Source organism: Sorangium sp. So ce204, from assembly GCF_051526795.1.
GTDB classification, from domain to species: Bacteria; Myxococcota_A; Polyangia; order Polyangiales; family Polyangiaceae; genus Sorangium; species Sorangium cellulosum_B.
This window is the reverse complement of the sequence record NZ_CP150317.1, coordinates 8,064,463-8,085,289: the sequence shown is the minus strand read 5'-3', so window position 1 is coordinate 8,085,289 and position 20,827 is coordinate 8,064,463. Positions and strand designations below refer to the sequence as shown.

The 20,827-nt window shown below is 69.9% G+C and carries 16 protein-coding genes; 12 read left to right on the top strand and 4 right to left on the bottom strand.

Annotation, left to right across the window (positions count from 1 at the left end; all coding sequences use genetic code 11):
* Genes WMF22_RS29925 through WMF22_RS29900 form a run of 6 tightly spaced genes read left to right on the top strand, consistent with a single transcriptional unit; the run spans position 1 to position 6,679 of the window.
* A complete protein-coding gene (locus tag WMF22_RS29925; RefSeq protein ID WP_438031997.1) occupies positions 1–960 on the top strand; it encodes an NAD-dependent epimerase/dehydratase family protein in 960 nt (319 codons plus the stop codon).
* On the top strand, positions 961–2,004 hold the full coding sequence (locus WMF22_RS29920; protein ID WP_438031996.1) for a TolB family protein: 1,044 nt from the start codon (positions 961–963) through the stop codon (positions 2,002–2,004).
* Entirely contained in the window at positions 2,001–3,080 is a 1,080-nt protein-coding gene (locus WMF22_RS29915; protein ID WP_438031995.1) for an NAD-dependent epimerase/dehydratase family protein, read from the top strand. The genes WMF22_RS29920 and WMF22_RS29915 overlap by 4 nt, the downstream gene beginning before the upstream one ends.
* Complete coding sequence (locus tag WMF22_RS29910) at positions 3,077–3,796, top strand: glycosyltransferase family 2 protein (RefSeq protein ID WP_438031994.1); 720 nt, start codon at positions 3,077–3,079, stop codon at positions 3,794–3,796. The genes WMF22_RS29915 and WMF22_RS29910 overlap by 4 nt, the downstream gene beginning before the upstream one ends.
* A complete protein-coding gene (locus WMF22_RS29905) occupies positions 3,783–5,828 on the top strand; it encodes an alginate O-acetyltransferase AlgX-related protein (protein WP_438031993.1) in 2,046 nt (681 codons plus the stop codon). Before WMF22_RS29910 ends, WMF22_RS29905 begins: the two co-directional genes overlap by 14 nt.
* Positions 5,825–6,679 carry a transglutaminase family protein gene (locus tag WMF22_RS29900; protein WP_438031992.1) on the top strand — a complete coding sequence of 285 codons (855 nt, stop codon included), beginning with the start codon at positions 5,825–5,827 and terminating at the stop codon, positions 6,677–6,679. The genes WMF22_RS29905 and WMF22_RS29900 overlap by 4 nt, the downstream gene beginning before the upstream one ends.
* A gap of 171 nt (positions 6,680–6,850) precedes the next feature.
* Here WMF22_RS29900 and WMF22_RS29895 read toward each other — a convergent pair whose 3' ends face one another.
* Positions 6,851–7,492 (bottom strand): metallophosphoesterase family protein, encoded by a 642-nt coding sequence (locus WMF22_RS29895; RefSeq protein WP_438031991.1) that lies wholly within the window; start codon positions 7,490–7,492, stop codon positions 6,851–6,853.
* A 371-nt stretch (positions 7,493–7,863) separates the two neighbouring features.
* On the opposite strand from WMF22_RS29895, the gene WMF22_RS29890 reads away from it, so the two are divergent.
* On the top strand, positions 7,864–9,738 hold the full coding sequence (locus tag WMF22_RS29890) for an alkyl/aryl-sulfatase (protein ID WP_438031990.1): 1,875 nt from the start codon (positions 7,864–7,866) through the stop codon (positions 9,736–9,738).
* A 423-nt stretch (positions 9,739–10,161) separates the two neighbouring features.
* On the opposite strand, the gene WMF22_RS29885 is transcribed toward WMF22_RS29890, so the two are convergent.
* Together WMF22_RS29885 and WMF22_RS29880 are read right to left on the bottom strand one after the other, a co-directional pair.
* On the bottom strand, positions 10,162–10,905 hold the full coding sequence (locus tag WMF22_RS29885) for a hypothetical protein (protein ID WP_438031989.1): 744 nt from the start codon (positions 10,903–10,905) through the stop codon (positions 10,162–10,164).
* Between the two features lie 188 nt (positions 10,906–11,093).
* The gene (locus WMF22_RS29880) at positions 11,094–12,368 is read right to left on the bottom strand and encodes a sigma-70 family RNA polymerase sigma factor (RefSeq protein WP_438031988.1); all 1,275 of its coding nucleotides are present in this window, start codon (positions 12,366–12,368) and stop codon (positions 11,094–11,096) included.
* A 573-nt stretch (positions 12,369–12,941) separates the two neighbouring features.
* On the opposite strand from WMF22_RS29880, the gene WMF22_RS29875 reads away from it, so the two are divergent.
* The 5 genes from WMF22_RS29875 to WMF22_RS29855 all read left to right on the top strand — a co-directional run bounded on the left by WMF22_RS29875 (position 12,942) and on the right by WMF22_RS29855 (position 18,423).
* On the top strand, positions 12,942–13,709 hold the full coding sequence (locus tag WMF22_RS29875) for a hypothetical protein (RefSeq protein ID WP_438031987.1): 768 nt from the start codon (positions 12,942–12,944) through the stop codon (positions 13,707–13,709).
* 31 nt (positions 13,710–13,740) lie between these two features.
* Positions 13,741–14,865, top strand: a complete 1,125-nt coding sequence (locus WMF22_RS29870; RefSeq protein ID WP_438031986.1) for a hypothetical protein — start codon at positions 13,741–13,743, stop codon at positions 14,863–14,865.
* 115 nt (positions 14,866–14,980) lie between these two features.
* The gene (locus tag WMF22_RS29865; RefSeq protein WP_438031985.1) at positions 14,981–16,096 is read left to right on the top strand and encodes a hypothetical protein; all 1,116 of its coding nucleotides are present in this window, start codon (positions 14,981–14,983) and stop codon (positions 16,094–16,096) included.
* A 356-nt stretch (positions 16,097–16,452) separates the two neighbouring features.
* Positions 16,453–17,640 (top strand): DUF6544 family protein, encoded by a 1,188-nt coding sequence (locus tag WMF22_RS29860; protein WP_438031984.1) that lies wholly within the window; start codon positions 16,453–16,455, stop codon positions 17,638–17,640.
* A 141-nt stretch (positions 17,641–17,781) separates the two neighbouring features.
* A complete protein-coding gene (locus WMF22_RS29855; protein ID WP_438031983.1) occupies positions 17,782–18,423 on the top strand; it encodes an RNase H family protein in 642 nt (213 codons plus the stop codon).
* A 414-nt stretch (positions 18,424–18,837) separates the two neighbouring features.
* Here the strand turns inward: WMF22_RS29855 and WMF22_RS29850 are convergent, their stop codons facing one another.
* Positions 18,838–20,799 (bottom strand): hypothetical protein, encoded by a 1,962-nt coding sequence (locus tag WMF22_RS29850; RefSeq protein ID WP_438031982.1) that lies wholly within the window; start codon positions 20,797–20,799, stop codon positions 18,838–18,840.
* Positions 20,800–20,827: the final 28 nt, after the last annotated feature.

The following is a 20,827-nucleotide window of genomic DNA, read 5'->3' as shown; positions in this document are numbered from 1 at the left end:
ATGGCGACAGCCCTGGTGACTGGCGCCGCCGGCGTGATGGGCGCCCGCTTGACGGCGCGGCTGCGCAGAGCGGGCTGGCAAGTGCGAGCGCTCGTGCTGCCCGGTGATCCGTCGCGAGCGCGCGTGGATGCGCTGGGCTGCGACGTGCGCGAAGGCGATATCAGCGATCCGAGCACCTTGGCCGGCGTGTGTCGCGGCGTCGACCTCGTCTACCACCTGGCCGCCATCATCATTACCCACGACCCCACGATGTTTCAGCGCGTCAACCGCGACGGCACGGCGCACCTTGTTGCGGAGGCGCGAAGAGCGGGGGTGCCGCACTTCGTGTACGTCTCGTCGGCCTCCGTCGTTTACCCCCGTCGCACGCGCTATGCCGAGTCCAAGCTCGAGGCCGAGCGTCTCGTCCAGGGCTCAGGGCTCGCCTACACGATCGTGCGGCCCACGCTGGTTTACGACCAGGGCGGCGGTCAGGAGCTCCTGATGTTCCTCGACTACTTGCGGCGGTTTCCGGTGGTGCCGTTCATCGGCGCCGGGGGCGCGCTCAAGAGGCCCGTTTGGGCCGAGGATGTCGTCGACGGCCTGGTGCGGCTCGCCAACGCGCCGATCGCGCACGGCAAGACCTACAACTTCAGCGGCGCGGAGGTGATTTCGATGCGCGAGCTCGCGGAGCTGCTGCTGCTTCATCACGATCGGCCTCGGCCGTTCTTGCACCTGCCGGTGTGGGCGTGCCGGGCGCTGGCGGCGGTGCTCCCGGTGTTCATGAAGCGGCCCCCGCTCACCTCGAGCGCGATAGCCGGCATCGTCAACGACGCCGATCTCGACCCGACCGAAGCCATGAGCGACCTCGGCTACGCGCCGCTCGGCGTGCGCGCCGGGTTGCGTCGCTGTTTTCCTTCGCCCGCCGTCGAGGCGGCCGCCCTCGCACCCCGCGCGAGTGAAGCTCGAGAAAGGACAATTTAGATGAGCCTGCGTTTCCCACTGCAGCAAATTGGTACTCTGTGCTGCTCGGCTGTGCTCGGATGCTCGGCCTTTTCGGGCGAGCCCCCGAAGGGGGCCGACGAAGCCCCGCCCGCGGAGGACGTCGCGCTGATGCGCGAGGTCGGCGAGAAGGCCAGCGGCACCATCGTCTGGTCCAGCTCCCGCGTGGGCAATCACGACCTGTTCACGATGAAGACCGACGGCTCGGACGTCAAACAGATCACCAAGGGCGACGAGGTCGACTGGTTCCCGAGGTTCTCTCCGAGCGGCGAGCAAATCCTGTTTTGCCGCAGCAAACAAGGCTGGGTGAGCGAACGCGACGCCAACGCCAGCGACAAATGGGACATCTACACGGTCAAGCCGGACGGCTCCGAGCCGAAGAAGGTCGTCGAGGGCGCGAGCTGGGGTAGCTGGATCTCGGAGGATGAGATCCTGTTCGTACGCGGCACGAAGGTCTTTCGCAGCAAGCTCGGCAGCGGCGAAGAGACGCAGTTGATGGACAGCGAGGGCGTATCCGATCTTGACGGCGCTTTGCTGCAGCAGCCGGAGATTTCGAGTGACGGCAAGTACCTCGCCATCACGCTGCGCGGTTCGAAGCGCGAAACAGGCATCTGGAACATCGCCAAGAAGGCCTGGACCCAGACCGGGCTGGGCTGCCAGGTGAACTGGACGCCGGATCACACGGCCATCTACTGGGTTCACCCGACCGGGAATGGCGATAGCCGGGTGCTGCGCATGCCGATCGATGACGGCACGCCGCCGAAGGACGTCGACCTGGACAAGCTCCAGTTCATGGACTTGCCGGGTCGCCGCTCGCACGAGTACTTCCCGCAGCTGTCGCGCGACGGCAAATGGATGGTCTGGGGCATCACCCAGCGCGGTCACGACCACGACACCGCCGACTACGAGATTTACCTGTGGGAGGTGGGCACGCCGCCCGAAAAGGCCGCGCGCCTCACCTACAACTCGGCCAATGATCGCTGGCCCGACGTCTTCATTCCGTCCGCCGGGAGTGGCTCACCGTGAGGGAAACGCGCATCGCCGTGGTCGGCGCGGGCGGCTTCATCGGCTCGCACCTGGTGCCGGCTTTGCTTGAACGCTTTGCCTGCCAGGTCGACGCCGTCGACGTGGATTTGACCAAGCTCGAGTGCTGGGACCCGCGCGTACGGCGCATCGAGGCGCGCGTCGAGGCGCCGGGGCTCGTCGAGGACGTCACCGAGCGCTGTCAGGTCGTGATCTCGCTCACGGCGCTTTGCAACCCAGCCCAGTACTCGACCATCCCGCTGGAGGTCATCGACGCCAGCTTCACGCACCTGTTGCCGCTCGTGAAGCGCTGCGCGGAGCGCGCCGTGCGCTTGGTTCATTTCTCGACCGCCGAGGTTTACGGGCGCACCGCGCTGGACGCGCAGGGGCTGCCGGCCGCGCGTATGCACGAGGATGACTCGTGCTTCTTGCTCGGCCCGGTGGGGCGCGAGCGCTGGACGTATTCGTGCGCCAAGCAGCTGCTCGAGCGGGTGATCTGGGCGCACGGTCAGCACGGCGCGTTGCCGTTCACGATCATCCGGCCCTTCAACACCATCGGCGCGCGCATGGACTTCCTGCCCGGCATCGACGGGGAGGGGACACCCCGCGTACTGGCCAGCTTCATGAGCGCGCTGCTGCGAGGGGAGCCTTTGCCGCTCGTGGGCGGCGGCGCGCAACGGCGGACGTTCATGGACGTGAGCGACATGGTCGAAGCCGTGTGCCGCGTGCTCGAGCGGCCGAAGCAAAGTAGAGGTCAGATCTTCAACGTCGGTAACCCAGACAATGACGTCAGTATCGCGGAGCTCGCTCGGCTGCTGGCCGACGCTTTCGCTCAGCGGTTACCCGAGCGCGCGCCTGCCCAGTTTCGCGCGGTGTCGGCCGCCGAGTTCTATGGCCCCGGCTACGACGACACGCAGGAACGCATCCCCGACGTTCAGAAGGCGCGGCAGCTGCTCGGCTGGAAGCCCCAGCGACGCCTGGCCGCCTCCTTGCCGCCGATCGTGCACGACTACGTCGAGCGCTACGGCGGTCGCGTCGCAGCGGCATCGTCGCTCTCCCAGCTCGCGAGCTCCGCATGAAGGTAACGGTCGTCATCCCTGCGTACAACGCTGCCCGGCACATCGAGTCGGTGCTGGAGCGCGTCGGCGGCCTGGCTTCGTCGGGGCCCACCCACGTGGTGGTCGTCGACGATGGCAGTCGCGACGACACGGCCCGTCGGGTCGAGCGCTACAGCTCGTCGGCGTTTCGCCTTAGCTTGCTCCGGCGGCGCAACAACGGCGGTTACGGCGCGGCGATGAAAGACGGTCTGGCCAAGGCCCGCGCCGATGCGCCGGAGCTGGTCGCCTGTATCCACGCCGACGGTCAGTATGCGCCCGAGGCCTTGCCTGGGCTGATCGGGGAGCTCTCGCGTCGCGGGCTCGATCTGCTGCAGGGCTCGCGCATCGCTGCGGGCACGGCCTTGCAGGGTGGTATGCCCCTCTACAAGTACGTCGGCAATGCGCTGCTGAACCGCATCGAGAACCGGACGCTGTCGCTTTCGATGACGGACTACCACAGCGGCTACCTCCTCTATGGGCCGCGCGCGCTAGCGCTGCCGTTCCACGACCTGTCTGACAGCTTCGATTTCGATCTGGAAGTCATCGCCTCGGCGCGGGCACGTGGGCTTTCGGTCGGCGAGGCGCCGGTGCCCACGCACTACGGGGACGAGGTCTCGCACCTGAACCCGCTGACGTACGGGCTCCGGGTGCTTCGCGTGATGTGGAACTACCGTCGAGGTCGCTATGACGCAGCGTAAGCGCGCGCTCGGGGTTTGGGGGTTGCTCGCCGCCGCATCAGCGCCTGGCATTGTCGCTTGTCACGCCGGGTCTGCGAAGTTCCCCTGGGGTGATGCGAGGGCGGGCACGCGCGTCGAACACGCTCACGTCCGTACGCTGAACGAAGGCTACGCGCGAACGCGCTCGCAGGTCTGGGTACGTGAGGTGGCACGCCCGACGCGCGCCGCGTTGGACTACGCCGCCTATCACAGCAACTTCATGATCGCCGACCCGGAGCCAGAGACGCCCATGTCGGCTGCGGGCACGCCCGATACCTCGCGCGCGTTCGCGGGGCAGCTCGACCAGGGCAGCCTGACGAGCGATCTCGCGAAGACGCCGCTCTCGCCGGCCGAGCAGCAGCAAGCGCTGGCTTTCGCGCCGCTTTCGGAGTTCTTGCAAGCGCGCAAGGTAGCGGGGGCCGAAGCGCTGGCCGAGGTTGGCTCAGCCGTGCGCAGCGAGCGGTGGGGCCTGCAGTTGCCGCCCGGCACCTCCGGCCAGCTCCTGAGCGAGGTGTTCGTTCATCAGGCCGCGTCGGGCGCGGTGGAGCTGTGGGCCAAGGTGGAGTTTCAGCCTTGGTTCAAGCCTTTTGCGGGCTCCGCCGATCAGGACGGGGACGGCTTTCCCGAGATCTATGGCCGAGTGGCGCCTGGCGTCGTCACTCCCGTGCTTGTGGCTGCGATCCAGAAGGACTACGTGGCGCCAGTGCTGTCGCCGAGCGAGGTGAAGGCTTGGGCGAACCAGCTCTCGTCGTATTGGTACCCGTCCTTCAACACCGATCTCATGCCGGTGGGACAGAGCTTTCCGGACGCGCAGACCGAGCCCTACATCAAGCAAGAGCTGGGTGGGCGCGCGTTTCCGGCGCCGACCATCGTGCTGCGCGGCAAGCCGCAAGGCAAAGCCACGTACAACGTCTTTCTGGTGCGTGGCGAAGGCGCGGCGCTCGCGGCCGCTGCGCCCGCGAAGCCGGCGCTTCGGCTGAGCAAGACACGTCCGTCGCCGAACCCCGCGCCGGGGCTCGAGACCGTGCAGCGCGAGCTGGCCCAGGCGGGCGGCTCTTGGCCGACGTGGATGGCCAAGCTCACGCCGACCCATGACGCCCTGAAGAAACGGCTCAAAGGCATGCCGCCGAAGGTCAAGGCGCTGGCTGGGCGAGATGGCTTTCTGTTCTACCGCAACGACCTCGAATACGTCAGCGGTGGTGATCTCGAGAAGCAACGCAAGGGAAAGAACCCGCTACCGGTGATCCTCGAGTTCAAGAAGCTGCTCGACGAGCAGGGGGTCGACTTCTTGTTCGTGCCGGTCCCGACGAAGCTCGAGGTGTATCCGGAGAAGCTGGACCCCGCTTTCACAGCGCTCTCGGGTCAGGTCATCAATCCGGCTTTCCGCAAGCTGATCGAGAGGCTCAGCGAGGAAGGCGTGGAGACCGTGGACCTGCTGCCGGCATTCCTGCAGGCGAAGGTCACGAGCGCAGCGGAGCCGTTTCTGTTCCAGCGCCAGGACACGCACTGGACCGACCGTGGGCTGCGCTTGGCCGCAGACCTCTTGGCCACCCGCGTGAAGAAGTACCCCTGGTACGCCGAGCTCGCCAGGCAGAAGCGCGCTTACGACTTGCGCGAAACCAGCTTCACCCGTTTCGGCGATCTGCATTCGCGACTGCCGGAAGCTGACCAGAAGAAATACGCGCCTGAGACGCTCGTGGCGCACCAGGTCGTTGCCGACGGCAAGCCGTACGACGACGACCCGGATAGCCCGGTCGTGCTCTTGGGCGACAGCTTCACCGCCGTCTATGAGCTGACGGACGCCGAGCACGCTGGCGTCTCGGCGCACCTGGCGCGTGGCATCGCGTATCCGCTCGACCTGGTCATGAGCTACGGCGGCGGCCCCAACGTGCGGCAAAAGCTACTGCGCCGCAGCGTCGAGGCGCTCGGCACGAAGAAGCTGGTCATCTGGATGATGACGGCGCGTGATCTCTACAACTACTGGGAAGACTGGGAGCCGCTGAAGAAGCCATGAAGCGCCGCTCGCTCCTGCTCTTGCTCGCGGGCAGCGGCTGCTGGCGCGCTCCGCGCCGAGAGCTTGCGTTCGGCCGCGCCCTGATCGGCCTGGCCCGTGACTCCGCGTTTGTCGACGAGAGCCAGGTGACCTGGAGCCTGACGGAGCTCTCGCGTCTCGTCGACGAGGCGGAGAGCGCGCTCGCTTCGTCGCCCCAGCGCTCACCTGCTGCGGTGTTGAGTGAGCTCTTGTTCGGTCGCTGGAGCTTCGTGCGCGAGGTGGCCGACACGAATCTGGCCTTCGTGTGCCTGCCCGGCGTGCTGGAGCGCCGCCGCGGAAGCTGCGTTGGCCTTGGTACCTTGTTTCTCGCGCTGGCTGACGCGCTCGGCCATTCGGCGTCCGGGGTGACGATGCCTGGGCACTTCTACGTGCGGGTGCAGGAGCAGGGCGGCGCGCGCAACGTGGAGCTGCTGCGCGCCGGTGAGGCGATGCCGGACGCGTGGTACGGCCAGCGCTTTCCGGTGCCGGGCGGCTCGGCGCGCGAATACGCGCGTCCACTCAGCCAGTCCGAGGTGCTCGGCGTCGTCGAATACAACGTCGGCAACGAACGGCGCCGGCAGCTGCGGCTGACCGAAGCGCGAGCAGCCTTCATCCGCGCCACCGGCTTGTTTCCGGAGCTGTCCGAGGCCCACGCCAGCCTCGGCGCCGTCGAACAGCTGCTCGGTAATCTCGAGAGCGCGGAGGCAAGCTACCGTCGCGCTTGCAACGCCAATCCGCACTTGCCCGGCATCGAGCAGAACCTTGCGCTCTTGGCAGCGGAGCGCACGACCGCGACGACTCTGCGGGCGTGCCCGCTGCCGCCGAGCTATTGATTGGCAAGGGAATGGCAACGGCGACGCGACCGTCCAGTCGGAGCTCTGCGCCACGGGGGTCACCACGTCCTCGGGCGGCGTCCGCCCGATGACCGGCAACGGCAACCTGTCACCGCTTCAAGGCTTGAAACGGCCGACTCGGTCGCCGAGCCCGCGGCGGGTGATGGCGCGTCACTGCAGCTGGATCTGATACCGCGGCAACGGGTCTCTGCCCGTCCCCTCGAGCCACCTGGCGTCGTGCCGCCACGCGCCGTTCAGCTCCTCGCGGCAGCGCGTCTCGACCGTCATCGTCCCCCCGGAGAACAGGAGGAGATTGTACTGGAGCGGGTATCCCGGCACCCATTGCCGCGCGGGCGCGCCGAAGGTGCCGGCGGAGACGATCTCGCGCCGCCTTCCGCCAGGGCTCATGTCGTACCGGTAGAGCTGGTTCTCGGCCCGGTGGACGTGGCCATGGAGCGCCACGCGGAAGCCGGCCACGGCGAGCTGCGGGAGGAAGCCCGCGTCGTCGAGGTGATCCGGCTCCGCGCTGGTGACCGGGTGATGCCAGACAGCGATCCGCAGGTCATCTCTCGCGACCCGATCGAGCTGGATCAGCGCCCGCGCGAGCGCGCCCGTGTGGACGCCGGCGCGGGCGCGGTGGTGATGTTCGATCTGCCACGCGGAGTTCAGGCCCAGGAAGAGCAGGCCGCACTCGGGCAGAGGATGGATCGTCGCCTGCTGCTCGTAATCGAGCGGATACTCTTCGCCCTTCACCTGCCGGTAGAACTCCGCGAAGTGCCGGAAGCGCAGCTTGTAGGCGTCCTCGTCCCGCACCTCGATGACGTCCGCGCCATGCGCGATGAACGTCCCGTCCTTCAGCTCGCCTCGATGGCGGGCGCGCCGCTCCAGCCGGTAGGCGTCCTGCGTCCTGCGCGAGGGCCTCGTCGCGGGAGGAGTGCAGCAAGACCAGGCGTGCCGGAGCTGGGGTCATAGGGGCCACCGGCAGGGCAAGGTAGCACGGCGAGGGAGGCCGCTGGAGATGGCCGGAGGGTGGACGCATCCTGGCCGAGCCGTCGCGCCGGATGCGGTTCAGCCGTTCTGATCTCGTCTATCCGGCGAACGTAGGGGAGGGCCCCACCAGCGCGGCGGGTTGCGGGTGAGCGACGTCACAGCCAGGTTCGGACGTGATCGCAAAGGAGCACGTCATGACCACACCGATCGATCCGGCCCCGGCCGTCGAGGCCGCTCATGCGGCCTACCGCGCGCAGCTGCCCTTCTCCGACCGGAGGGACTTCAAGGCCGCTGACCGCGGCTTCCTGGGCACCGTCGCCGAAGCGCGATTCCGCGGACCCGACGGGGCTGTCGTCTGGGACGGCGAGAGTTACGCGTTCCTCCAGGGCGAGGCGCCGACCTCCGTGCATCCAAGCCTGTGGCGGCAGTCCTTGCTGGTCGCCAAGCACGGCCTCTACGAGGTCGTCGAGGGCATCTACCAGGTGCGCGGCTTCGACCTTTCGAACGTGACGTTCGTCGAGGGCGATACCGGCGTCATCGTCATCGATCCGCTCATCTCCAGCGAGCCGGCCGCGGCGGCCCTCGCGCTGTACCGCGAGCACCGGGGCGACCGTCCCGTCGTGGCCGTCATCTACACGCACAGCCACATCGACCACTTCGGCGGCGTCTTCGGCGTCACCTCGCAGGCGGAGGTGGACGGCGGGAAGGTGCAGATCCTCGCGCCCGAGAGCTTCGTCCATCACGCGGTCGCCGAGAACGTGTTCGCCGGCGTGGCGATGGGCCGCCGCGCCGGCTACATGTACGGCGCCGCGCTCGCCCGGGGGCCGCGTGGCCAGGTGGGGGCCGGTCTCGGACAGACCACATCGACCGGGAGCGTCGGTTTCATCGTCCCGACGCTCGAGGTGCGGTCGACCGGCGAGACGCACAGCATCGACGGTGTCGAGATCGAGTTCCAGATGGCGCCCGGCAGCGAGGCCCCCGCGGAGATGCACCTGTTCTTCCCCGGCTTCCGGGCGCTGTGCATCGCGGAGAACGCGACGCACACGCTCCACAACGTGCTCACGCTTCGCGGCGCGCTCGTCCGCGACCCGCACGCGTGGGCGGGCTACCTGACGGAGGCGATCGAGAGGTTCGGCGATCGCGCCGACGTCGTCTTCGCGTCGCACCACTGGCCGACCTGGGGCCGCGACGAGGTCCTCGAATACCTCAGCCTGCAGCGCGATCTCTACGCCTATCTCCACGATCAGACCCTGCGCATGATCAACCGGGGCCTCACCGGCGCCGAGATCGCCGAGCAGATCGTGCTCCCGCCGGCCCTCCAGAACGCCTGGCACGCGCGGGGATACTACGGTTCGGTGAGCCACAACGTGAAGGCCATCTACCAGCGCTACATGGGATGGTTCGATGGCAACCCCGCGCAGCTCTGGCCGCATCCGCCCGAGGCGCTCGCCGCGCGTTACGTGGACGCGATCGGCGGCGTCGACCGCGTCCTCGATATCGCGAAATGCGCGTATGACGCGGGCGACTTCCGCTGGGCGGCCACGCTCCTCAGCCACGCCGTGTTCGTCGCGTCCGACGACGCGCGTGCCCGCGCGCTGTACGCCGACACCCTCGATCAGCTCGGGTACGGCAGCGAGAACGGCACGTGGCGCAACTTCTTCCTCTCGGGGGCGACGGAGCTGCGGAAGGGCAACTTCGGCACGCCGACGGCCTCCAATGCGCCGACGATCGTTGCGCGGCTCACCCCCGATCAGCTCTTCGACTCGATCGCGGTGAAGATCAACGGTCCGCGCGCGTGGGATCTCGACCTGCGCCTCGATATCGCGCTGATCGATCTCAAGGTGAACTACCGCGTCACGCTGCGAAACGGGGTGCTCGTCTACGTCGAGCGCCCGGCCGACGGCAAGGCGCAGCTCACCCTCCGCCTCAGCAAGGCGCGGTTGATCGCGCTGCTGAGCGGGGATTCGACGAGCGAGGGGATCGACGCCCGCGGCGACATGGGCGTACTCGAGCGGCTGATGTCGGTCATCGAGGAGGGGGATCCGAGCTTCGACATCGTGCTTCCGTGAGCGCGGCGCGCCTCTTTGGGTGAGCACGATGCTGTCGACCAGGCCTGTGGTGTTGCTGATGGGCGTGCCGAGCAGGCACCCGCGATCAGCCGGAGGGCTCGGCTGAAGGAGGAGACGGCGGCGGAGGAGCGCTGGGACCGCGCGCGCCGGTGTGGCGCGCCCTTGCGGAGGCATTCGCCTGCCTTGAGATCGCCTTCCCTGGCGCGCAGTCACTTGCTTCAAGGCTTGAAACGCCCGGCTCCGTCGCCGAGCTGGCGATTTCAAGCCTTGAAGCGGCTCACTCGACCGTCGAGTCGGCCGTCTCAAGCCTTGAAACGGCCCGCTGGGCCGCCGAGTCGGCCGTCTCAAGCCTTGAAACGGCCGACTCGGCGACCGAGTCGCCCGCTGCAAGACTTGCATCAAGCCTTGCAGCGGGCCGCGGGCTCACGCGTCCGGCGAGGCGGCCGGCTGGGCGGCCGGCGCGGCCGCCGGCGCGGGCGGCGCCGCCGGCTGGCCCGGCGGGAGGGCGTCGCTCACGCCGGTCGTGCGGTGGACCTCGGCGAGATCGTCGAAGATGAGCGGCAGGAGCTCGGGCTTGCCCAGGTGGGCGAGCAGCCCGCGCACGAGGCTCTTGTTGGCGTTGTAGACGCCCAGCCAGGCCTCGCGCGCGGTCGACACCTCGGGGCCGAGCTCGACGCGCTCGACGCGCGTGGCGCGCTGCTGCCGCTCGAGGATCCCGAGCTTCTCGTGCACCTCCCTGAGCTCGGCCAGCCACGCCTCCGCGCCGCGGACCTTCTGGCGCTGCCGCTCGAGCTCGTCGGCGATGTGCCCGACCGCGGCGGTGAGCTTCGTGATCCGCCGGCGCGCGAGGACGCTCGGCATCTCGCCGCGGAAGAACACCTTGGGCTCGACCGGCCTCCCCTTGAGCGAGTCGAGGTACGAGCCGAACCGCACGATGACGTCGCGCGCCTCGTCGAGCACCTCGGCGGTGTCGAGCTCCGGCGCCGGCTTGGGCTGGCGATCGAGGACGTCGGACATCGCCTGATCGGCGAGGAGCTGCTTGCCCATCGCGAACTCGACCATGCCGTCGAGGGCGGCGATCTTGCCCATCAGGACCGCGGCCATCTGCTCGCGCGCGAACTTGCCATAAATCTTCGTCTCGAAAGGATCGATGTAGGGGTCTGCCATAGGCGCCTCCTTGGGTTGAGCAAAACGCGCTGATGTTGGCAGAGCCCGAGGGGCCATGGCAACACCTCTCGGGCTCAACGGGACGGCATGGCACGAATCGGACGCTCTGCGGGGCCGACTGCGCCGGGGCGCGGGCCGCTGCTCCCTGTCTCCCCGTCTCCCTGTCTCCCTGTCTTCCTGTCTCCCTGTCAATTGCGGCGCGGCTTTGCCTGCAGCCGTCGCATGAGCTCCTCGCGGTCTCTCGCGTAAGCGCCTCGCGGGAAGTCGCGCCGGTGTTGCTCGATCAGGAGCCGCACGGCGTCGTGGCGACCGGCGGCGAGCGCCGCGAAGGCCTGCCGGATCAGCCGGGCCTCGGAGGAGGGCAACTGGATGCCTTCGCCCCGGCGAGGGCCGGGCGGGTATCGCGGCCTCGGCGGGTCGCGGCGCGCGGTCGTGAGGGCGCCGCTCACCTCGCCTTGGGCCCGCTCCTCCGAGGGCACCTCCGGGCCCGCGAGGACGGCGCTGTCGCGCTGCGCGGGCCATGCGGCCTGCGGGGAGCGAAGCGCGACCGCATGGGCGCTCGGCTGAGCGGGCCATGCGGCCTGCGGGGAGCGAAGCGCGACCGCATGGGCGCTCGGCGACGGGATCTCGCCGCGCCCGCCGGGGGCCAGCAGGGCGAGCGCGCCCGCCACGACGCCGGCCGCGGCGCTGGCCATCGATCGGCGGATGGCACGTGGGCGGGCCAGCGACGCGTTCCACGAGCTCGCCGCCGAGCGGGCCGCGCCGTGAGACGGCGCGCGCCGGAAGGCGCGGCGAGCCCGGTCGAGCAGCCGCCGCAGCCGGCCTCCGTGGAGCGGCCCCGACGAGGCGCGCGCTTCGGTCGCGTCGAACGCGAAGGCGAGCGGCGCAATCAGGGCGCCGCGGCCGCGCCTCCGCGCTTGCCAGCGCCGCGCGGCGGCGTCGAGGCTCAGCCGCGCGAGCCGGAGGTCGTTCCACACGGTATTGCGCGGCATCGCGAGCTCCTCGGCGATGTCCTGGACCGCCTCCTCCCGGAGGTCGTGCGCGACGAGGATCGCGCGGCGCCGCGGGGGGACCTCCTGGAGCAGATCCGCGAGGATGTCGCTCTGTTCCGCCTCGATGAGCCGTGTCTCGGAATCCGGCGCCCGGCTGGAGAGGCCTTCCAGCGCGTCCTCCGGCCACAGCTCTTCGTACCGGCGATGGGCGCGCTTGCGCTCGTTGGAAGTCAGGTTGAACGCGATCCGCAGGAGCCAGGTGCGCACGGTGGCGATGCGGGGATCGAACCGGGGCAGCGACCGCGAGGCGCCGTGGAAGATCTCCTGGACCAGGTCGTCTCGATCCGCGCCGCGGAAGCCCTGGCGCTCCACGTAGCGGCGGACCGTCTCCAGGTGCTCGGCCATGATCGACTCGATGGTGAGCGGTGCGTCCGCGGTGGTGCTGTCGGTTTTGCGAGACGATTTCCCCATGCCTGCGTAGTTACCTGGCGAGCTCGTTCGACATTTGAAATTCGGCATGTCGGGCTGAGCCGAGGCAGGCCTGTGGCGCGAGCGCTCGGCGCGCAGCGCAGCAGGGCGAGCATTCTCGCGGCGCGACCAGAATTGCCTGACGATCGAGTCGATTCCGTCACTTTCTCCGGACCAACGCGGCTTGACAGAAAAGAGAGTCGACGCTTAGTATGCCGCGGAGATGACGTCCACAGGACGGTGGCTCCTCGCCGTGGTCGCCGCCGCTGTCGTGTGGAGTCGCGCGGCGGTGGCCGCCGGGGAGGAGCCTTCTGCTGGACCGTCCGGGGCGGCCCTGATGCGCTCCGAGGCCGAAGAGGCGTTTGCGCGGGGCGAGAGGGCGCGGCGCGCGGGGCGAGAGGGCGCGGCGCGCGGGGCGAGAGGGCGCGGCGCGCGGGGCGGAGGGAGGACGCGGAGGCGGCGTATCGCGCCGCGTGGAAGGCGGATCCGCGGCCGGAGTTCGCGGGGGAGCTCGGGCTTTCGGAGCTCGCGCTGGGGCGGCCCCGGGACGCGGCGGAGCACCTGCGGGAGTCGCTGGTGTATCCGGAGACGCTCCAGCCGGCGGCGCAGCGGCGCTTCCGGGCGGGGCTCGAGAAGGCGGAGCGCGAGGTCTCGTTCGCGACCGTCGCGGTGAGCCGGCCCGAGGCCGAGGTGTTCATCGACGGCCAGTCGATCGGCCGCGGACAGGGGATGTACTTCGTCTACCTCGATCCGGGGCGGCACGAGGCGCGCGGCACGCTCGATGGGTATGTCGATGACGTCTATCCGTTCGAGGCGGAGCGGGGGAGGGAGTCGATGGTCGGCCTTCACCTGGAGCCCAAGCCCCCGCCGCCGGCTGCGCCTGCGCCGGTTGCGTCTGCGCCGGTTGCATCTGCGTCGATTGTGGCGCCGGTCGCGCCTGCGCCGGCCGCGACGCCCGGGGGGCCGTCGGCGGGAACGGTGTTCCGCGTCGGCGGGATTGCGCTGGCGTCCGCCGGGATTGCGCTGGGTACGGGCTTCGCCGTGGCAGCGGCGGTGCGCGGCGGGGAGGCGGAAGCGCAGGCCGCCCAGATCCGCCAGCGCAACGGGGCGGCGGCGTGCTTGTCCAAGGCATACGCCGAGCCGTGCGGTGTGCTGCGCGAGATGATCGAGGCGCGCGACACCCTGAAGGCCGCCGCATGGGGGAGCTTCATCGGCGCCGGAGTCGCCGGCGCGGTCGCGTTCTCGTCGCTCCTGTGGGCGCCGGCGCCGGGAAAGCGCGCCGTGCGCGCGGCGCCGCTCGCGGCTGCGCATGGCGGGGGCGTGATCTTCTCCGGCAGCTGGTGAGGCTGCGCCGGAGCCGGAAGGAGCGGTGCTGATGCGGAGCGTGCGGCAGAGAGGGCTGGCAGGGCTTTGGCTCGTCTGCTTCGGAGGGGTGGCGGCGGCCAGCGGGTGCAGCGGCGCCGGGGGGTACGACTGCGCAGAGGCCGTCGCGTGCGAGATCCGGAACGACGACGGCACCAGCAACGGGCACTGCTGGGGGCAGTGCGTCCACGCGCCGCCGGACTCGTTCGGCGCGCCGAAGCTCGTCTGGACGGGGCCCGAGGTGCTCGCGCCGACGTCGTGCGCCGAGCTCGTGCGGATCGTCCCCGGGACCGGCGAGCGGATCCCGTTCGGCGGCGCCACGCGGACGCTCTTCGCGCGGGCCATTCCGGAGCCAACGCACGACTGCCCCGCCTGCGCGTGCACGGCGCCGGCGTGCGCGCTCCCGCAGATCGTGACGGCGAGGTCGATCGAGGCCTGCGGCGACGGCAGCTCGGGGACGCAGACGTCGTTCCTTCTGCCGGCAGGCTGGGACGGCTCGTGTGTGTCGCCCGGTACGGTGACGGCGGAGCAGCTCGGCTCGCTCTCGATCGGCCCGGCGATCTGGGAGCCGTGCACGCCGATCGTGGCCGACGAGCCTCCGCAGCCCCTCGCGGGAGGCGTGGGCGAGGTCGCCGTCGGGTGCAGCGGTGTGGTGGAGGACGAGCTGTGTCCGGGAAAGGGGGAGCTCTGCATGCTCGAGCAGCAGCCGGCCCATCTGCCCGACGGCTGGCGCCACTGCATCGTCGGGAGCGGTAATCTCGGCTGCCAGCAGCCCGAGGGAGGGGCGGACCCTCGGAACATCTTCTCGGACAGGCTGGGGGTGTTCTATGAGGACCTGGTGACCGCGCCCGCGTGCTCGCCGTGCACCTGCGAGGCGCCGGCGACGAGCCGGTGCGAGGCGCTCGTGGTCGCCTGGGAGGATGCCGCTTGCAGCGACATCCTCGTCGGCGCCGATGTGGCCGAGCGTGGGATCTGCCTGGTTCCTGAGCCTACCTCCAGCCTGGGCAGCGTGAGCGCGACATGGCTCTCGAACGAGCCCGGGACGTGCAAGCCGACGCGCGGTGAACCCATCAAGGACGATGTGGTCGCCAGGGCCAAGACGGTCTGCTGTCTGCCGAAGGCGCTGGAGGCGCCGTGAGGGCGTGGTCGAGAATACGGGCGGGCGGCGGGCGCGCCGCCCGCGGCAGGAGCCAACCGAAGGTTCAGGGGGTAGGGGCTCCTCGGGAGCGCGTGGGGAAGGCGGTGAGGTCGCGATGACTTGGAACGGAAGATGGTGGCTCCTGCGCGCGTCGATCTCGCTGTCGCTGGGGAGCCTGGGCGGCGCGCTGGTCGCGGGCGGCTGCGGGAGCGCGGAGCCGCCGTGCGGCGAGCCGTGGAATCCCTGCCTCATCACCAACGAGGACGGCACGAGCAACGGCGTCTGCGGCGGGAAGTGCGTGATACAACCGATGGACAGCTTTCACAAGCCGATGCTCCTGTGGATCGGAGACGCTGACGACCCCGAGCCGGCGTGCGAGGACCTCACCGGCTTCGACCTCCAGAGTCGCGACACGGAGCAGATCGCCCCGAGGACGTCCTTCCGGTTCCGGACGCTGCTGCCGGGCGACGAGCCCTGTCCCACGTGCAAATGCAGCGTTCCGTACTGCCGCATGCCTGGGATCGTGGCGGCGCACTCGGACGCCTCGTGTGAGAACACCCCCGCGGAGACGCTCCGGCCGTTCAATCCGCCCTGGAACTGGCAAGGCGAATGCACGTCTCCGGGGACCGTGCCGGCAGAGGAGTTCAGCGCGATCTGGATCGCGCCGGTGCCGGATGGCTCGTGCACGCCGTCCGCCGAGGGCGAGTCCTCTCCGCCGAAGAGCCCTGCGAAGATTGCGGTCGCGTGCAGTGGCGTCGTGTGGAGTAATTCGTGTCCGGAGATCGGCGACGTGTGCATGGTCAACCAGCAAGAGACCAACGTGCCCCCCGGGTGGCGGTACTGCATGATCGCGCAGTACGAGGGGCCTCACGAATGCTATCCGCCCGCCGGTCCCGGGGAGCGGCCCAGGTTCTCGGACAAGCTCACCTTCTATGACCGGGACCTCACGCGGGGCTGCGCGCCGTGCGTCTGCGTGCCCAGCCGCACGCCGAGGGAGTGCGTCGCGCGGGTGAGCGCCTACTCGGATCGCGCGTGCAGCGAGGGCGCGCTCCTCGGGACGACGACGGTGACGGAGGGCGGGGCGGATCGCTGCCTGCTTCCCGAGGAGGATGGTGCGGCGCTCGGCAGCATCCGCGCCGAATGGGACGTCAACGAGCTGGGACTCTGCGAGCCGGCCGGCGGCGAGCCGCGCCCGACCACCGTCTGCTGCCTGCCGGAGCCCGCCGGATGACACGGCCGTGAACGGCGACGGCCACGCGGTCGCGGTCCTCTTCAATCCCACCAGGCTGCACGCCTGACGCCTCGATTGGGAGCTTCGTCAGCGGCGTCCGCAACACCTCGTCGAAGTCGAGCCCAACAGGTGCAGCGGCGACGGCGGACGGGGCGCGCAAGATCTGCGTGGACGACGGCCGGGCTGCGCTTCTCGGCGCTCGGTTCCGCGCGAATCGACCGCGCCCTCGGCGTAGCTCCCGGTTTGGCACGCGGGCTGCAAATGCAAATGAAAAAGAGCACGTGAGAGACGGAGTCGGCTTCTGGCGACCAATCGACGGCTGGGCGCAGCAGGCGACTCCGGGAAAGAGACACGTCATGCGGCTCGGATTGGCCCTCCTGATCGCGCTCCACGGCGCGATTCACCTCATCGGATACCGCGCGTGGTCGAAGCTCGCGGCCGCCGGTCAGCCGAGCGATCACACGCTCGTGCCCCTCTCTCCCACGGGCGCTCGGATCTTCGCCCTGCTCTGGCTCGCGGCGCTGCTCGTGCTGCTCGCGGCGGCAGCGCTCTGCGTCCTGCGGCGCGACGCGTGGTGGGCGCTGGCGCTCTTCGGCGTGCTCCTGTCCCAGGGCCTCATCGTCCTCGCGTGGCCCCAGGCGAAGTTCGGGACCCTCGTCAACGTGCTCGTTCTCTTTCCTATCGTGTCCGCAGCCGCACACGCACGCTTCCGCCATGAGGTCGATTCGGCGGTCCAGGCGCTGCTCGCGCGTCCCGCGGAGCCGTACGCTTCCAGCGTCGACCCCTCCGAGATCGAGCGCCTGCCCGCGCCGGTGCGCACCTGGCTGGAGGCCTCGGGCGTCGTCGGCCGGGAAAGGGCTCAGACGGTCCGGCTGAAACAGCGCGGCGAGCTCCGGACCAGCCCTGACGCCGCGTGGATGTCCGTGGAGGCCGAGCAGAACTTCTCCGTCGGCGAGCCTGCGTTCGTCTGGAAGGTCACCACGAAGATGATGGGCATCCTCCCGATCGAGGGCCGCGACAAGTACGCCGCCGGCAAGGGCCAGATGCTCATCAAGGCGGCGTCGCTCGTCAACATCGTCGACGCGGCCGACGAGAAGATCGACCAGGGCGCCATGCTGCGCTTTCTGGGCGAGATCGTCTGGTTCCCGTCAGCGGCGCTGAGCCCCTACATCGCGTGGGAGTCGATCGACGCGACGAGCGCCAAGGCGACGATGCGCCACGCGGGGAAGGTGGCATCGGCGGTGTTCACGTTCGATCCTCGGGGGCGCATGGTCGGGCTTCAGGCAGAGCGTTATCTCGGCGGCGGCGCGGGCGCGAAGCTCACGCCCTGGTCCGTGTCGTGCTCGGACTGGCGCACGTTCCGGGGTATCGAGGTTCCGAGCCGAGGTGAGGTCCTGTGGAAGCTCGAGAGCGGGAATTTCAGCTACTACCGCTGGGAGATCCTCGACGTGGAGCACAACCCCGCCGGGCCGTACCGGGAGAGCGGCGATCGCGCGCCCGCTGATCTGGCGACTCCCGGGTCAGCGCCGAGGAGAGCCCGATGACGCCCGCCGCCATGAAGTATCCTGGGGCCTGATCGGGAACGCCAGCCGCGCCTCTTCGAGAAGAGCTCGAGGCGCTCCGCGAGGCGTACGTCGGCCAGCACGGGGCCCGGGCCCGCGGGATGAGCTGGACAGCCAGGTTCCATGGTGGATGGCCTCGGGAGCCTGCTCCGAGGCGCGGCGTGGCCGCTGCCTCGCAGGGGCCTGATCGTGGCGCGCTTGACGCGGCCATCGATGCGGTTCATGCACGCGGAGGTGTCCGGACGACCACTCACCTCATCCACATCGAGGTTCTGGGTCACGTGCTACACCGATGCATCGTTCAGTCATTCCGGCGCAGGCTGGGCTGTATGGGGCCGCTGCGCGGAAGGGCGCCTCGTCCGTCGTGGAGCCTGCCCGGGCTACGTGAAGAGCTCGCTGGAGGCCGAGCTGGCGGCCGTTTTCGCTGGCATCTTCCTCTCATGCCACACATGGGGAGAGCGGGTGCGCGGCGTCGTCGTGCGGACGGACTGCCAGCCGGCGATTCACCTCCTGACGACCGACGACGTGAGGCCGCGCACGCAGAAGCGGTGGCCAGGCGCGATGCGCTTGCGGGCGAAGATCCTGGGCCTCGTCAAGGAGCGTGGGATCGGCCTCGAACTACGGTGGGTGATGGGCCATCAGGCGGGCAACAGCGTCCAGGCCTACCTGAACCGCGCCTGCGACGAGCTCGCCGCACAGGCGCGCAGGGCAGCACCCGTGAACCCCATGGCGCGCCGGCGGCCGCGGCGGCAGGGGCGCTGCTGAAGCGAACGCCGAACGAGACGAACAGGGCGAGGCGAGCCGTCGGTGATGCGCGGACGCGCGGGATCTGGCCCAGAGCGGGCGGCCGAGCCGGGTGCGGATCTGCGCCTGGACATTCTCTGGAGAAGTGAGCGCAGGTCCGTCGCGCAGACTCATGACCAGCTGGCCATGAAGTCACGTTGACGGAGGGCGTCAATCCGCAGCTCGTCGGCTCGCTGGGGCATCATCGCGTCTGCAGCTGACGTCGTCGAGAATTTCGGATTTCAACGCCAAGGCGCAAAGACGCGAAGACGCAAAAAGGCCGAGAGAATGACCGAGAAGGAGATGGCCAAGGTCGTCCATGCTCCGCCTCTGTGACGTGACTCGCGGTGAGCCCCAGAGTTTCTGGCGTCGCACATCGCGCCGCCCTCTTCCCGCCTACTTGGCGAAAGTCGACCCGTTCCAGACGTACCGCGCCGGCTGCGCGCCGCCCCACGGCAGCAGCAGCGGCTCGAAGCCGCCGACGGGCGCCTTGTCCTGGTTGAAGGGGTATGTCTGCTCCGTCCACTCGACGGCCTTCCCCGGGGCGAGCTCGATCCCCATCTTGTCGCCCACGCGAACGAACTTGAGCTCGCCGGCGATCTTCTTGTCGCCGATGCTGCGCGCGACCTCGGCCGCGAAGATCCGCTGGATGCTCTCGCCCTCGACCCGGAAGATCTGCACGACGTCGCGGTCCACGGTCCCGCCGCCCGCCTCCTTGGGCGCGGCCGCGCGGACGGTGCCGTGGACGATGATCTCCGCCTTGCCGTCGCCGGTGAGATCGAGCGCGCGCACCGAGCGGATGTCGGCCGGGGACGCGAACTGCGCGAGCGTCATGAACGCGTACCCCGCGCCGCCCCGGAACCCCTTGCCGAACACGACGATGTCGCGGTCGTGCAGCAGCACTCGCTCGGGCTCCTTGCCGCCGGCCACGTCGGCGCCGAGGTCGAACCGCGGCTTGCTCGACGAGGCGCTCCGGTCGCGCCGGTAGAGGGCGTACACCTTGTCGAGCATCTCGGCCGGCGAGAGGCCGGCCGGCTTCGGCGCGGCCCGCGCCTCCTCGGCCCTCGCCGGCGCCGGGCGCGGCCCCGCGACGCCCGCCTGCCGCTGCTCGCTCGCCTTGGTGAACACCCCGCCCGTCAGCTTGTAGAGCTGCGACTTGATCGACCCCCACGGCAAGAGCAGCGGGTCGTACGTCGTCTCGACCCCCTCCGCGTAGTTGCTCGCGTCGTACCGGGTCGCCTTGCCCGGCTCCACGCGGATCGCCATCTTCTCGCCGTCCGCCACGAAGTCGACGTCGTTGACGACCGATCCCTTGTCCGTCGCGATCGCGATCTCGTGCTGGAAGATCGGCCTCGGCGTGTCGCCGGCGCCGAACTGGAGCACGTGGATCACCTCGCGGTACTTCGCGCTGCTGCCGGAGCGCTTCCGCAGGATGAGCTCAGCCTGGCCGTCGCCCGTCAGGTCGCGCGCCGTGAGCGACGGCACCATCCCGTCCTTGGCGTCGACCCCGAGGTCCTCGAAGTAGTACTGCGCGCCCTTCCGGAACCCGGGGCCGAGGACGATCAGGAACCGCTCGTGGACGAGCACCCGCTCCCGCATCGCATCGCCGGCCACGTCGGCGACGAGGTCGTAGCGCGCGCGGCCCTGGATGCCCTTGCTCCGGAGGAGGCCGTCGGCCAGCGCGAGCTCCGGCTCGGTCACGAGCGGCGACAGCGACCCGTATGCCTCCGAGGCGGCGTTGCCGACGACGGCGTCGACCCCTCCGCCGTCGTCGTCGTGGACGAAGAGCCCCGCCCGCAGCCCGACCCGGGTCGTCGCCGCCTCGGGGAACGCCGTCCAGGGGACGCTCGCCTCCAGGGTGTACCCGCCGCTCCGGGGGGCCTCGATGACCCTCGCCCCGGCCACCGCCTTGCCGCCCGGGACCTTGACGCTGCCGGCCGTCTTGCCCGGCTGTCCCGGGTAGAGCGCGACCTCCTGGACCCTTCCGCCCGGGAACCCGATCACGACCTTCACGTGATCGGCGCCGCCTCGCAGCGCGTCGTCGGTCACGTCGGCCGCCACGTAGATCCGCGCGTCGTCGTAGGCGATGGCCACCTGCGCGGCCAGATCGGCCTTGCTGGGCTTGCCCTTGACCTTGAGGCCGAGGGAGGTGAACGCCACCGGCCACTCCTTCGGGATCCCGTCGAGCTTGAGCCATTTCGACTCGACGAGCGGCGCCGCGATCGGCGCGCCGGCGGCGAGGGCAGGGGAGGGGGCGGCGGCGGTCAGCGCCGCCAGCGCGACCGGCGCGAGCGCGGCGACGCGGGAGCCGGAGGCATGGGCCCCCGGCGCACGGAGGTGGTGTGATTTACGTCTCATAAGCTCGGGTTTGGACGCCTCTCCGCGC